The sequence below is a fragment of the Arthrobacter sp. Y-9 genome, from assembly GCF_029690065.1.
GTDB lineage: Bacteria > Actinomycetota > Actinomycetes > Actinomycetales > Micrococcaceae > Arthrobacter_E.
Genome location: NZ_CP121463.1, coordinates 344,901 through 358,628 on the forward strand (window position 1 = coordinate 344,901; position 13,728 = coordinate 358,628).

Consider the following 13,728-nt stretch of genomic DNA (forward strand, 5'->3'; position numbering starts at 1 on the left):
GGGTCAGACGGCGACGGCCTCCTGAGCCTGACGGACCTCGGCCTTGCGGGCCGCGGCCCCCTTCAGGCCCACCACCGCGAAGCCGGTGATGACGGCGCCGATGGCGATCGACACGATCCAGAGGAGGAAGTTGTCGAAGGCGAAGAAGACGAACACGCCGCCGTGCGGTGCGCGGGAGCCGGCCGCGAAGGCCATGGAGAGAGCACCCGTGACGGCGCCGCCCAGCATCGAGGCCGGGATGACGCGCAGCGGGTCGGCCGCGGCGAACGGGATGGCGCCTTCGGAGATGAAGGACGCGCCCAGGAGCCAGGCGGCCTTGCCGTTCTCATGCTCGGCGGCGGTGAACAGCTTCGGCCGGAGCACCGTGGCCAGGGCCATGCCGAGCGGCGGGACCATGCCGGCGCCCATGACCGCTGCCATGATGAGGAACGGGCCGTGGTTGTCCGCGGTGCCGGCGCTCAGGCCCGCTGCGGCGAAGGAGTAGGCCACCTTATTGACGGGGCCGCCCAGGTCGAAGCACATCATGAGGCCGAGGACGATGCCGAGCACGATCGCGGCGGCGCCGCTCATGCCGGTCAGCCAGTTGTTCAGCGCGGTGGTCAGCCAGGCGATGGGGCCGCCGAGGACCACGAACATGAGGCCGGAGGCCACGATCGACGCGACGAGCGGGATGATCACCACGGGCATGAGGCCGCGCAGCCAGCGCGGGGCGGGCCGCTGGCCGAGCCAGGAGGCCGTGTAGCCGGCCAGCAGACCGCCGACGATGCCGCCGAGGAAGCCGGCGCCCATGAAGCCGGCGACGGCGCCGACCACGAAACCGGGGGCGATGCCGGGCCGGTCGGCCAGGGCGTAGGCGATGTAGCCCGCCAGCGCCGGGACCAGGAAGCTCATGGACAGGGCACCGATCTTGAACAGCACCGCCCCCAGGTACGCGCCCAGCGGGCCGAGTGCGTGGTCGCCGAACTCGGTCGGCAGGCTGAAGAGGTTGTTCTTGAGCACGATCGTGTCGGCGAACTTGGTGATGTCGAAGCCACCGAGCAGGAAGCCGAGCGCGATCAGCAGACCACCACCGGCCACGAACGGGATCATGTAGGAGACGCCGGTCAGGAGGGCGCGCTTGAGCTTGGCGCCCACGGACTCACCGGCCGTGTCCGCGTCCGAGGAGGACGAGGATCCGGTGGCCCTCACGCGGCGGGCGTTCGGATCCTTCGCGGCGGCCAGGGCCTCTTCGATCATCTCCTTCGGCTCGTCGATGCCGCGCTTGACCGGGGACTGGATGTACGGCAGGCCGGCGAAGCGGTCTTTGTCGCGGACGTCGACGTCGACCGCGAAGATGACGGCGTCGGCGTTGGCGATCACGTCGGCCGGCAACGGGGTGGCGCCGGCGGAGCCCTGGGTCTCCACCTGGACGTCCACGCCCATCTCCTTGCCGGCGGCGGCGAGGGAGTCAGCGGACATGTAGGTGTGGGCGATGCCCGTGGGGCAGGCGGTCACGGCCACGATGCGGCGGGGACCCTCGGCTGCGGCCGACGACGGCGCCGCGGCGGCAGCGGCAGCCGGCGCCCCGGCGTCGGCGGTCGGGGCGGCCGGTGCCGCCTTGGGTGCGTCGGACAGCGCGCCCTCGACGAGCGCGACGATCTCCTCCGGGCTCGCGGCGGCCCGCAGTGCGGCGGTGAAGTCCTTTTTGATGAGCGAACGGGCGAGCTTGGACAGGAGCTTGAGGTGCTCCTGGTCCGCGCCGGCCGGGGCCGCGATCAGGAAGATGAGGTCCGCGGGGCCGTCCTTGGCGCCGAACGGCACCGGGTTGCCCAGGCGCGCCATGGCCAGGGCGGGTTCGGTGACGGCGTCGGTCTTGGCGTGCGGGATGGCGATGCCGCCGGGGATGCCGGTGGGCGTCTTCTCCTCGCGGGCCTGGGCGGAGGCGAAGAGGCCTTCCGCTTCGGCGCGGCCCAGCGCGGCGACTTTGCCGGAGAGGGTGCGGATGACGTCGGCGGGGGTGGATCCCAGGTCCGCGTCGAGGACCACGAGGTCCGGGGTGATCATCTGGCTCACAGGGAGTCCTTTGCTAGGGCCGTGACGGTCACGGCGTCGGGGGTGGTCTGGTCCAGGCCGGGGACGGTGGAACCGGGGAGGGAGGCGGCTGCGGCACCGTGGGCCACGGCCTGGGTGAGGCACTCGACGGCGGATCCACCGTTCTCGGCCTGCAGGAGGTAACCGGCCAGCGAGGAGTCTCCCGCGCCGACCGTGCTCACCGCCTGGATGGGCGCGTGGCTCGCGTGCCAGGCGCCGTCGGCGGTGACCAGCACCGCGCCTTTCGAGCCGAGCGTCGCGAGCACGGCTCCCACGCCGCGTTCGACGACGGCGGTCGCGGCCCGTGCGGCGAGCACCGGGTCCGCTTCCAGCTCGTCTCCGCTGTGCTGCTCGCTGAACCCGGCGAGGGCCGCGAGCTCGGCGAGTTCTTCGCCGTTGGGCTTGAGGAGGTCCGGCGCAGCGTCGGCGCCGGCGTTGATGGCCTCCAGGAGCGGGGTCCCGGAGGAGTCGACGGCGATGCGCGGGGCGTCACTGCCGAGTTCGGTGCGGAGCCAGCGGGTCAGCCGCGCGTAGTAGTCGGCCGGGAACCCGGGCGGCAGCGAACCGGCCAGGACCACCCAGGAGGCCTCGCGGGATTCGTTGAGCAGGAGCGCCGTGAGGGCGTCCCGCTGGTCGGCAGTCAGTTCCGGGCCGGGTTCGTTCACCTTGGTCGTGGTGCCGTCCGGCTCGGTCAGCGTGATGTTGCTGCGCAGCGGCGCGCCGATGGGGAGGGCCTGGTGCGGAATGCCCGTGGAGGCCAGGCCGACGACCACGGGGTCCGTGGGATCGCCGGGCAGGACCGCCACGGTCTTCAGGCCCGACGCTGTGAGCGCGCGGGAGACGTTGACACCCTTGCCTCCGGCTTCGCTGCGGACGGCCGTGGCCCGCTGGACCTCGCCCCGGGCGAGCGCCCCGGGGAGCTCGACCGTGCGGTCCAGGCTGGGATTGGCGGTGAGTGTGATGATCACGCCTGAATCACCTCTGCTTCTGCGGTTGAAAGGGCTTCGGCCAGTTCCGGGGACGGCGTCCCGTCGGTGACCAGGGTGTCCACGTCCTCCAGGGCGGCGAAGCGGACCAGGGTTTCGGAGTCGAGCTTGCTCGCGTCGGCCAGCACGACCGTGCGCCGGGCGGCCTGGACGAACGCCGTCTTGACGGCGGCCTCCTCGGGATCCGGGGTGCTCAGGCCGAAGTCGGCATGGATCCCGTTGGTGCCCACGAACGCGATGTCCGGGCGGACGGTCCGCAGCTCGGCCACGGTTCCGGCGCCGACGGCCGCCTGCGTGACCCCGCGGACCTTGCCGCCGAGGATGTGGAGCGCGACGCCGGGAGTATTGGAGAGTGCGGCGGCGATGGGGATCGAGTTGGTGAGGACCAGCAGGGCCGGGGCGTCGGCGTCGCGCTGGGCGATCAGGCCGGCGAGGGCTTCCGTGGTGGTGCCGGCGTCGAGCACGATGCTGGCGGCCGAGGTGCGGGGGAGGAGGGCGAAGGCGGCCGCCGCGATCCGCTGCTTCTGCTCGGAGTGGGTGGCCAGACGCTCGGGGACCGAGGTTTCGGCGGTGCTCCCGCGCTCGACCGTCACCGCGCCGCCGTGGACCCGTCGCAGCTCACCCTGCTCTTCGAGAAGCGCGAGGTCCCGACGGACCGTTTCCGGGGTGATGGTGAAACGCTGCGCCAGTTCAGTGACCGTGACGCGGCCGTGCGCGGTCAGGAGGTCGGCGATGGTGCTGTGCCGTTCTTCTGCGAACATACCCGTCTCCTTCCGCGTCTTTGAGGTTGTGACAGTTGTCACAGGAATCTTCGATTGCTTGACTTTATCTGTGTTTGTTTTTGGAAGTCAAGGGGTGGGTGGGAGAAAACGGATACGATCGGGTGGAATCGGGGGGTGAGGGGCTCCCTCCCTCGGCAGGGGACCCCTCGGACTACCGCTGCGTCCTTCCCCGGCCTCGTGCCTCGGCAGGGGACCCCTCGGACTACGCTTAGGGCCATGGAGAAGGTCCTGTGGTCCAAGCCGGAATCCGAGCGAGCCGGCACGCCGTTGCTGCTGCTGTTCCACGGCTACGGATCCTCGCCGGAACGCATGGAGAAACTGTTCCCTCACCTGCCGCAGGAGTTCACCTGTGCGGCGCCTCAAGGTGTGATGGAGATCGGCGACCAGCACGGGTGGTTTCTGCTCGATTACTTCCTGACCAACGACTTCTCCCAGGTCATGGCGTCCTGCACCCAGGTGCTCGCCTGGCTGGACGGGATCAAGGCGCAGCACAGCAGTGTCTCGCTCCTCGGGTTCTCCCAGGGGATGGCGATGGCGAGCAGCCTCCTGAGGCTGCGGCCCGAGCAGTTCCGTGCCACGGTGGGTCTCTCAGGATTCGTCCTCGACAACGACCTTCTCGCCCTCACAGAGTCCTTCGAGCAGCGGCCGCCCTTCTTCTGGGGCCGTGACAAGGAGGACCTCGTGATCAACGAGGACGCCACACTCTTCACGGAGGAGTGGCTGGAGGAGAACACGGCGCTGACCTCGCGCAGCTACCCCGGGCTGGGCCACTACATGGCGGTGCAGGAAATGGTCGACGTGAACGCGTTCCTCAAGTACTACGTGCTCAACTCCGCTGCTCCCGCCGAAGCCGCCTCCTGATCTCGTTCATCGACCGGGCCCCTCGCGGACTAGCGCCCAGTCCGCTCCCCGATCTCGTTCCTCGACCGGGGCCCCTCGCGGACTAGCGCCCAGTCCGCTCCCCGATCTCGTTCCTCGACCGGGGCCCCTCGCGGACTAGCGCCCAGTCCGCTCCCCGATCTCGTTCCTCGACCGGGGCCCCTCGCGGACTAGGCTTAGGGCCATGGCCAAGCGCAAGAAGAACCCCGCCCTGGGAATCGCTCAGAACGCAGCACAGAACGCCATGTTCGACGAACAGGGCAAGCCCCGTTCCGGTGTCCACAACGTCCTGCTGAAGGCGGTCGATGTGCAGCGTCCGCTCGTCGTCGGGCACATCTCACGGCTGCGCCGCAAGCACCCGAACGCCTCGCTCGCCGAACTCGTGGTCCGCCTGGAGCGTCAGTACCTCGCGACCGTCACGACCACCGGTGCGGGCGCCGGCGCCACCGCGGTGATCCCCGGCGTCGGCACCGGGACCGCACTGGCCGTGTCCGGCGTCGCGACCGCGGCGTTCCTCGAGGCCACCGCGCTCTTCGCCTCCAGCGTCGCCGAGCTCCACGGTGTCCGGGTGACCGACCCCGAAAAGGCCCGCACCATGGTCATGGCGATCATGCTCGGCGAAGAGGGCACTTCGCTGCTGAGTGCGTTCACCGGCCAGAGCATGGGCCGCGGCGGGGGAGCGAGCCAGGTCTGGGGCAGCGTCCTCACCAAGAAGACGTCGGCCGCCACCTTCGAACCCGTGAAGGCCGCCATCCAGAAGGCGTTCCTGAAGTCCCTGGTCAAGAAGCAGGGTGGCGCGTTCTTCGGACGGCTCCTGCCGTTCGGCGTCGGCGCCGTCATGGGCGGCGGCGGCAACCTGCTGATGGGCCGCGCGGTCATCGCGAACACCCGCGAAGCCTTCGGGGCGCTCCCGCTCGTCGCCCCCTTCGGCGAGCAGCCCGCTCTCCCGGCCGACGACGGCGCCGCGCAGCTCCCGTCGAACGCGCAGCTCCCGCAGCACGCACCGCTGGAGCTGGACCCGTCGAGCGACGATCGGCAGCTCCCCGGCGCCTCCGGAGTGGACGCGCACGGAACGGACGGGCCGGACACCGCCACCCCGCGCTGAGCCTGGCCCTCCTCAACAGGGGTCGGCCCGAGGCCCGACCCCGCGCGTCCTCAGCCCAGCAGCAGCGTGGCGACGGTGAAGATGAGCAGGCCGGCCAGTGACCCGACCACGGTGCCGTTGATCCGGATGAACTGCAGGTCGCGGCCCACCTGGAGCTCGATCTTCTGTGAGGTCTCCTCGGCGTCCCAGCGTTCCACGGTGTCGGTGATGAGCCCGGTGATCTGGTCGCGGTAGTTGGACACCACGTACGCCGCGATGTCGGCCACCCAGGTGTTGACCTTGGCCGCCAGCTCGGGGTCGTCCACCAGGCGACGGCCGAAGTCCCGGATCGCGCCAACGAAGCGCTGGTACAGCTCGCTCTGGGGGTCGTCCACGGCTTCCAGGAGCGCTTTCTTGACGGTCTCCCAGGTGCGGCCGGCGATGTCGCGGACCTGGGGATCGCCCAGGATCTGCGCCTTGATCCCCTCGGCACGCTCGATCATCGCCGGATCGTGCTGGAGGTCCTGGGCCAGTTCCTTGAGGTAGGTGTCGATGGCCTGGCGCACCTGGTGATCCGGGTCCGCCTGGATGCCCTTCACGAACTTCGCCAGCTCGATGTACACCTTGTCGCCCACCAGCGAGTCCACGAACCCGGGCACCCAGAGCGGGGAGCGGTCGCTGACCAGGCGGTTCACCGTCTCGTGGTTCCGGCCGACCCAGTCCGCGGCCCGGTCGATCAGCAGGTCCACGAGGTGCCGGTGGTGCCCCTCCTCGAACACCCGCTCGGCGAGCTTGCCGACCGGCGGACCCCACGGCGGATCGACGACGTGCTTGCGGACCATTGCTTCGACCACGGCCTGGACGTCGTCATCCCGCAGGACGGTGAAGAGACCGCGGATGGCGGCCGCGCCTTCCTTCGCGATGCGGTCGGCGCCGGTCGGACCCGCGGCGGGGGCGCCGTCGTCGTGCGTGCCGGAGAGCCAGCGGCCCAGCGCGCGGGCCAGATCCGTGGCCGCGAGCTTGGTGCGGATGACGTCCTCGGAGAGGAAGTTGGTGCCGACGAAGTCGCCCAGCGAGGCACCGATCTGGTCCTTCTTGCGCGGGATGATCGCGGTGTGGGGGATCTTGAGGCCCATCGGATGACGGAAGAGCGCGGTGACGGCGAACCAGTCGGCGAGGGCGCCCACCATCCCGCCTTCGGCTGCGGCCCGGACATACGCCAGCCACGGATACTGGTGCTGGAGCGCGAAGGAGACCCCGAACACCACGGCCAGGGCGATGAGCAGTGCCAGGGCGATGCCCTTCATCCGGGCCAGCGCGGCGGCCTTGGCGGCGTCACCCGGTGAGGGCAGCGACCCGCTGTCCTGGGAAATTGGCGCAGTGTTCACGTCCATGCCTCCACCCTATGCCCCTGCCCTGACACGAATGTGGGTAGCTTTATCCCATGACTCAGAACAGCCGTCCTCTCGTCTACGCTCACCGGGGTGCCAGCGAGCTCTTCGCCGAGCACACCCGCGCCGCCTACTTGCAGGCGATCGCGGACGGGGCGGACGGTGTCGAGTGCGACGTTCACCTGACCCAGGACGGCCATGTGGTGCTGCTCCACGACGACGACCTCGACCGCACGTCGAACGGCACCGGGCCCGTGGCTGAGAAGACCCTCGAAGAGCTGCGCGAACTGGACTTCCACTCGTGGAAGGGCGCCATGATCCCGCAGGAGTTCGGCTCCCCGAGTGAGCAGTTCCTGACCCTGGGCGAGCTCCTGGACATCCTGGCGGGCGCCGGGCGTCGGATCGGGCTGGCGATCGAGTTCAAGCACCCCTCGCCGTTCGGGTTCCGGCTGGAGGAGAAGACGCTGGAACTGCTCTCGGAGCGCGGCTGGGAGGCGTCGACCGGGCTGCTCGGGAACATCCGGGTCTCCTTCATGAGCTTCGATCCGCAGGCCACGGACCAGTTGCTGGAGACCCTGCCGGCGGAGGCCGTGTGCCAGCTGGTGGACGACGTCGACACGGACGAGGTCAAGGAGGACCTGCAGCTGGGCGGCCTGGCGGCGAGTGCGGTCGCGCTCGTGCTCCGCGCCGCGGTGCAGCGGGCCGAGGGGATGCTGGACGACGGTGTCGCCGGCATCGCGGGCCCCGGCATCGATTACCTGAAGGCGCATGCCGACCAGGCGCGGCAATGGCTGGCGGACGGTCGCCGCTTCCGCGTCTGGACGGTGGACGACGACGCCGACGTGGACTACTGCGTGACCTTCGGCATCCAGGAGATCACCACCAACCGCCCGGCCGAGGTGCTGCGGCGGATCTCCGTGGCGCTGGGCGAGGTCCCGGCGGTCTGAGGGGGGGTTCGGGCCGCAGCTCGGAGCACTCAGCCTTTTCGGCGCGTCGTGTCACGGGGGTGGAAGAATGCTGGAGCGGAAGGACAGACGCAGTGACTGTTACCAAGGACCTATTGCGAGAGGCGTTTGAGATACTCCTTGAGCGCGCAGCCAACGGGGACGATGTTGTTGACCTTGGCGTGGACTACTACTGGTCCATCCCTCCTCGCCTCCAAGGGGACGTGCTCGCCGGCCCACCGGAGCTCACTGTCGGGCAGTACTCAGAATGCACTGAAAATCTGAGCTCTCTCGTTAATGATCCGGAGAACGCCGTCGGTTACGGTCTTGTGTGGCTCGCGGACGTTCTGAGAGCCATCGGAGCCCGCGAAGTGGGCTAAGTCGTCATTGCCTCGCTTTCGTGGGGTGTGAAGCGGGACTTGACCGGCTGTCGCCGCATCCGGATCCGGGTTGTGGATGACGACGGTGGCGTGGGTTTCGGCGTCGAGGTGCTCACCTCGAAGCGGCCCGCCGACGCGCCTGGAAGAAGCCCGCACTGCTCGGCGAGGTAGCTGCAACGTGCCCATGGTCAATGTGTAGAGCTCAGTCATGCCGTCGTAAAACATACCGGTGGAATGTTTTCATTTGTCTTGTCACCGCGTGATCGACGTCATATGGTTCACTCATCAATGGCTTCAGAGGAGGGCCTGAAGCCTGCCACTCGCACAACTTCATGGGGATCATATTGGGGACTTTCCGGCGAAAGCCGCTACATCGTGCTGTCTCTTTTTTCATCGCAGGCCTCGGCCTTCCGCTCGTCCTGGTGGTGGGAGCGGGCGCGGTTCAGGCGAAAAGCCCTGACGCCGGGGTCGACACGCCGAGCGCCACTGAGCAGGCTGCGCGCAAGGCGAAGGCATCCGGTTCAGCATTTGAAGTCGACTCTCTGACCACCGAGACTTCGCGTACTGTCGCACTTCCGGACGGCACTTTCCAGGCCCAGCTCGATTCGCGTCCTGTTCGTGTCAAGGGCGCCGACGGGTGGAGCCCGGTCGATACGACGCTCAGGTCTGCGGTAGCGAGCGGGGAACGCCGGTTGGTTCCCCGGAACGCAGTGGCTGACATCGCCATCGCCCAGGGCGGTTCGGATGTCATGTCCTATGTCGGCGACCGGAAGGGAGCCGCCGTCACTCAGAAATGGCCCTTTGGAGCCCTCCCGGAGCCTCTCGTCGAGGGGGACACCGCGACGTATCGATCAGTCCTCCCTGATGTGGATCTGGTCCAGATCGTCACTCCCACCGGTGTTTCACAGGTGCTCAAGGTGAAGACCCTGGAGGCGTTGAAGGACCCGCGAGTTGCGCAGATGAGGTTTTTCCTTCACGCCGATGGCGCCACCGTGAAGGACCGCGGTGATGGGAAGGGTCTTGTGGCGGTGAGCGCCGAAGGCAAGGCAGCGCTCGAGACCGCTGAGGGTCAGTGGTGGGACTCCTCCTGGAAGGACTCTTCCGCTTCGGGCCCTGGTGGGCCGGGGTTGCGGCATCCGCTGAGTCTCAGCCTTGGCACTGAGAGCGATCAGCAGGTGCAGAAACTGGGTATGAGTGGCATCCTGTCGGCGAAGAAGCTGACGTTCCCCGTCTTCGTGGACCCGGACTGGAGTACGAGCCGCTCCGGCTACACCTACGTCGATTCCTTTACGCCCACGGTCTCGTATTGGAACGGCTCCGGCGGTGCCGATGGTACGGTCCACGTCGGTTATCTGCCTCCGGAATGGGATTACACCTACGGGGCCTCTCACGTCACACGGGGGTTCTACCAGTTCAACACCTCGGCGCTCGCCGGGAAGAAAATCATCTCCGCCAAGCTGAACACCACCGAGACGTGGTCGCCGACGTGCACAGCGCGTCCAGTGAGCGCCTATGTGACGGGCTCTGTCGGACCCGGCACCACCTGGAACGCGCAGCCCGCCTTCGTCCAGAAGGTGAGCACCCAGAACGTGGCCAAGGGATACTCTGCCTCGTGCCCGGCCGGTTCAGTGGCTTTCGACATGGGGGCCGCCACATCGCAGCTGTCAACGACGTCGCAATGGTCTGTCGGACTGAAGGCCGACAACGAGAGCGACGCCCTGGGATGGAAGCGGTTCAGCAATACAGCGACCCTGGTGGTCACCTATGACACTCCACCGACCACACCAACGATCTTCACGATCGATGGGGGCTTTTGGGACGGGCAGCCGTCCGCGCAGGGATCCCGGTATGTCACTGCCGTCCCAATCCCGTCCTACAAGGTCAGGGCGAGCGACCCGGACGGAGCTCCGGGCGGTGGCATCACCGTGACCATGACGGTCAAGGAGCGCGTGACCGGAGCGGTCAGGTCTTCGGGCACGACGGCTTCGGGTTCGCCGGCTGACGGAACGATCTTCACCTGGCAAGGCGGCACCCTGGCGGACGGCGATTACGTCCTGGAGGCTTACGCGACCGATGCGCAGGGCTATCGATCCGGCATCATGTCCTTCGCTTACACCGTCGACTCGACCCCCTGAACAACCCACCATCCATCACCTTCCGGAACCACCGGAACCACTTTGAGCTTGAGGAGCACAGCGTGGGATCACTGAAAAGCCGCCGCTTCCGCATCATGTCGGCGGCCATCGTCGCCGCCTGTCTTTCCGCAGGGATGACGCCTGCGTATGCGGAGGAGGCGCCGTCATCTGGGCCAGGCGGATCTCCGGCCGCGTCCTCACAGGTTCCAGCAGAGTCGCCGTCGTTGGGGAAGGCGGAGGCCGCCGCCGTCAAGGAGGCCAAGGAGACGGGTTCTCCTGTCGTGGTGGATTCGCTCACGACCGAGTCATCGGTGACGACCGCCCAGCCTGATGGGACGGTGAAGTCCGAGATCTCCTCCGAGCCGGTCCGGGTCAAAGAAGCCACGACGTGGCACCAGATCGACACCGACCTCAAGTCCGTCGACCAGGAGGGTAAGCCACGGCTCGTTCCGGAACACGTCTTCGCCGATGTGTCGCTGGCCAAAGGCGGCTCCGATGTGATGGCCTACGTGGGCGATCATCGTGGCGCAGCCGTGACGCAGAAGTGGCCTTTCGGCACTCTGCCCGAGCCCGTCGTCGAAGGTGACACTGCGACATACTCCGAGGTTCTGCCGGGTGTCGATCTTGTACAGCTGGCCCGGCCCACCGGTGTGTCGCAAGTCTTGAAGGTGAAGACGCGTGATGCGCTGTCGGATCCGCGGGTTGCACAGATGAGGTTTTTCCTTCATGCCGATGGCGCCACAGTGAAGGACCGCGGTGACGGCAAGGGCCTTGTGGCGGTGACCGCTGACGGCAAGGCGGCGCTGCAGACAGCTGAAGGCCAGTGGTGGGATTCTTCCTGGGAAGGTTCGACGGCGTCGGGTCCTGGTGGCCCGGGACTGGTCTACCCGCTGAGTCTGAGCCTGGGCGCTGAGGGGGACCAGCAAGTGCAGAAGCTGGGGATGAGTGGCATTCTGTCGGCAAAGAAGCTGACATTCCCTGTGTTCGTGGATCCGGACTGGACCACCAACCGTGACGGGTACACCTACGTGGACTCTTTCTGGCCGACCATGTCCTATTGGAATGGCGGTGGGGGCTCGGATGGCAGCGTACACGTCGGGTATCTGCCTCCCGAATGGGATTACACCTATGGCGCCTCCCATGTGACGCGTGGACACTATCAGTTCACGACGTCGGCCCTGGCAGGCAAGAAGGTCATCAAAGCGGTCATGAACACGACTGAGGTGTGGTCGCCGTCGTGCACGGCGCGTCCAGTGACCGCATACGCGACAAGCACCGTCGGTGCCGGAACGACGTGGAATTCGCAACCGGCATGGGGCACGAAATTCAGCACGGCGAATGTCGCCAAGGGCAATTCGGGGTCTTGCCCGGCGGGAACCGTCGGTTTTGACATGGGAGCTGCCAAGAGCGCATTGTCCACGGATGCGCAGTGGTCGGTGGGCCTCAAAGCGGACGACGAGACCGACTCCCTGGGCTGGAAGCGGTTCAGCAACGCTGCGACCTTGACCGTCACTTATGACACTCCGCCAACCACTCCCACGATCTACGGCATTGACGGTGGTCTCTGGGAAGGAGAACCGGGCGCGACGGGGTCTCGGTATGTCACCAGGTTCTCTGCGCCTTTCTACAGGGTTCGCTCGGGCGATCCTGATGGAGCGGTCGGAGGCAACATCACGGTGTCCATGAAGGTGACCCAGGCCGCTAACGGCGCCCTGATGTTCTCGGGGACGTCGGCACCGGGGTCCCCGACGATCGGCACCTTTTTCACCTGGCAGGGAGGATCGCTCCCCGACGGTCGATACGTGCTGTCGGCCACTGCGACAGATGCCCAGGGCTACAGCTCCGGGACCATGACCTTCATCTTCTACGTGGACACGACTCCACCCGAGTCGCCCACCATCACCCCGTCCGGTGGCTTCCCCGTGACGTCGACGGGTCCGAACCAAGGCTCTACGTCGGCTGTTCCAGGACAGGACACTGTTTCGTTCACCCTCGGTGACGGCGGCGAGTATGGCGTGGAGAAGTTCATCTACGCCGTGACCAAGGACGGCCAGGTGACGTCGCACCCGGTCTCGATGGCGTGCAACACCCGTAGCGGCCCCTTCGTCTCCGTCTGTGCCACATCGAACAAGGCAACGATTGACGTCAGTCCGATCGACCAGAACACGGTGATCAGTGCGTGGGCGGTCGACACCGCCGGCAACGTCAATCTCCTCAAAGAGAGCACCAGCGCCACCACATACACGCTGTCGACGGGGGCTCAGGCGCCATTGCCCCATGACCTGCAGCCCGTGACGGTCTCCGGTGGAGCCGCCTGGGCTGATCAAGCGGTGTGCAACTCCGGTTCGCCGAATGTGGCACTCTGTCCCGATACGGCAGACCAGCGGAGCGGCAAGGTGCTCCAGTTCGCAGCGGCGGGGGACAGAGGCGACGTTGCAAGCGGCGCCGTCGACACGTCCAAAGCCTTCACGGCAGCGGCGTGGGTGAAGCCGCAAGGCGGAACCGGCACCCGATCGGTGATCACCCAGGTTGCGGCTTCGGGAGGACCTGGGGCGCGGCTGGGCATTCTGCCCGACGCGGCGAACAAGCCACAGTTCGGCCTGCAGGGGTGGACCAGTGCTACGGCCGATTCCCGCGTCCTGAACAACGCTTCGGGCGGTATCCAGGACGGTGAGTGGGCCTACGTGGTCAGCGCCTATGACCCTCTGAACCAGCAATTGCGGATCACCGTGACCAGCGGCGGGCAAGTGACGACGTGGATCACCGCAACAGCGCAGACCCGGTTCCTTGCCTCCTCGGCAGCGCAGCCGGTTCGGCTCGGGTATCTTTCGACATCCACTCAGGACCAGTTCCTCGGCTCGATCTACCGTCCCGTGCTGGCCCAGGGCATCCTCACGGCTGAACAGATCAAGAATCTGACGAGCAGCTTCAACGACAACGGCGAACAAGGGCTGATGAGATGAGTAGAAGATTCCCCGCGAGGACATTCAAAGGTCTGAAAGGCGCGCTCGCCGCTTCCTCGGTGGCGGCGGTGCTTCTCGCAAGTGCGGGACTGTACTCCCTCCCGGACACTGGCG

10 protein-coding genes are annotated in these 13,728 nt (G+C 67.3%); 6 read left to right on the forward strand and 4 right to left on the reverse strand.

Annotated elements, in window-relative coordinates:
* Positions 1 to 3: 3 nt before the first annotated feature.
* From P9849_RS01500 to P9849_RS01510, 3 genes are read right to left on the reverse strand one after another with little or no spacing between them, the layout of a single operon-like run.
* Positions 4 to 2,052, reverse strand: a complete 2,049-nt coding sequence (locus tag P9849_RS01500; protein WP_278267981.1) for a fructose-specific PTS transporter subunit EIIC — start codon at positions 2,050 to 2,052, stop codon at positions 4 to 6.
* A complete protein-coding gene (locus P9849_RS01505; protein WP_278267982.1) occupies positions 2,049 to 3,038 on the reverse strand; it encodes a hexose kinase in 990 nt (329 codons plus the stop codon). Before P9849_RS01505 ends, P9849_RS01500 begins: the two co-directional genes overlap by 4 nt.
* Positions 3,035 to 3,817 carry a DeoR/GlpR family DNA-binding transcription regulator gene (locus P9849_RS01510; protein ID WP_278267983.1) on the reverse strand — a complete coding sequence of 261 codons (783 nt, stop codon included), beginning with the start codon at positions 3,815 to 3,817 and terminating at the stop codon, positions 3,035 to 3,037. Before P9849_RS01510 ends, P9849_RS01505 begins: the two co-directional genes overlap by 4 nt.
* A 237-nt stretch (positions 3,818 to 4,054) precedes the next feature.
* Here P9849_RS01510 and P9849_RS01515 point away from each other — a divergent pair, with 237 nt between their 5' ends.
* Together P9849_RS01515 and P9849_RS01520 are read left to right on the forward strand one after the other, a co-directional pair.
* Positions 4,055 to 4,699, forward strand: a complete 645-nt coding sequence (locus tag P9849_RS01515) for a phospholipase (RefSeq protein WP_278267984.1) — start codon at positions 4,055 to 4,057, stop codon at positions 4,697 to 4,699.
* A 202-nt stretch (positions 4,700 to 4,901) separates the two neighbouring features.
* Positions 4,902 to 5,822, forward strand: coding sequence for a hypothetical protein (locus tag P9849_RS01520; RefSeq protein ID WP_278267985.1), 921 nt, complete (start codon positions 4,902 to 4,904; stop codon positions 5,820 to 5,822).
* Positions 5,823 to 5,872: 50 nt separating this feature from the next.
* Here P9849_RS01520 and P9849_RS01525 read toward each other — a convergent pair whose 3' ends face one another.
* On the reverse strand, positions 5,873 to 7,195 hold the full coding sequence (locus P9849_RS01525) for a DUF445 domain-containing protein (protein WP_278267986.1): 1,323 nt from the start codon (positions 7,193 to 7,195) through the stop codon (positions 5,873 to 5,875).
* Positions 7,196 to 7,245: 50 nt separating this feature from the next.
* Between P9849_RS01525 and P9849_RS01530 the strand changes: the two genes are divergently transcribed.
* The 4 genes from P9849_RS01530 (at position 7,246) to P9849_RS01545 (ending at position 13,614) form a co-directional block, all read left to right on the forward strand.
* The gene (locus P9849_RS01530; protein WP_278267987.1) at positions 7,246 to 8,139 is read left to right on the forward strand and encodes a glycerophosphodiester phosphodiesterase family protein; all 894 of its coding nucleotides are present in this window, start codon (positions 7,246 to 7,248) and stop codon (positions 8,137 to 8,139) included.
* Positions 8,140 to 8,231: 92 nt separating this feature from the next.
* Positions 8,232 to 8,516: a hypothetical protein gene (locus tag P9849_RS01535; RefSeq protein WP_278267988.1), complete on the forward strand. Its 285-nt coding sequence runs from the start codon at positions 8,232 to 8,234 to the stop codon at positions 8,514 to 8,516.
* 332 nt (positions 8,517 to 8,848) lie between these two features.
* Positions 8,849 to 10,651 (forward strand): hypothetical protein, encoded by a 1,803-nt coding sequence (locus P9849_RS01540; RefSeq protein WP_278267989.1) that lies wholly within the window; start codon positions 8,849 to 8,851, stop codon positions 10,649 to 10,651.
* Between the two features lie 62 nt (positions 10,652 to 10,713).
* Positions 10,714 to 13,614, forward strand: coding sequence for a LamG-like jellyroll fold domain-containing protein (locus tag P9849_RS01545; RefSeq protein ID WP_278267990.1), 2,901 nt, complete (start codon positions 10,714 to 10,716; stop codon positions 13,612 to 13,614).
* Positions 13,615 to 13,728 lie beyond the last annotated feature (114 nt).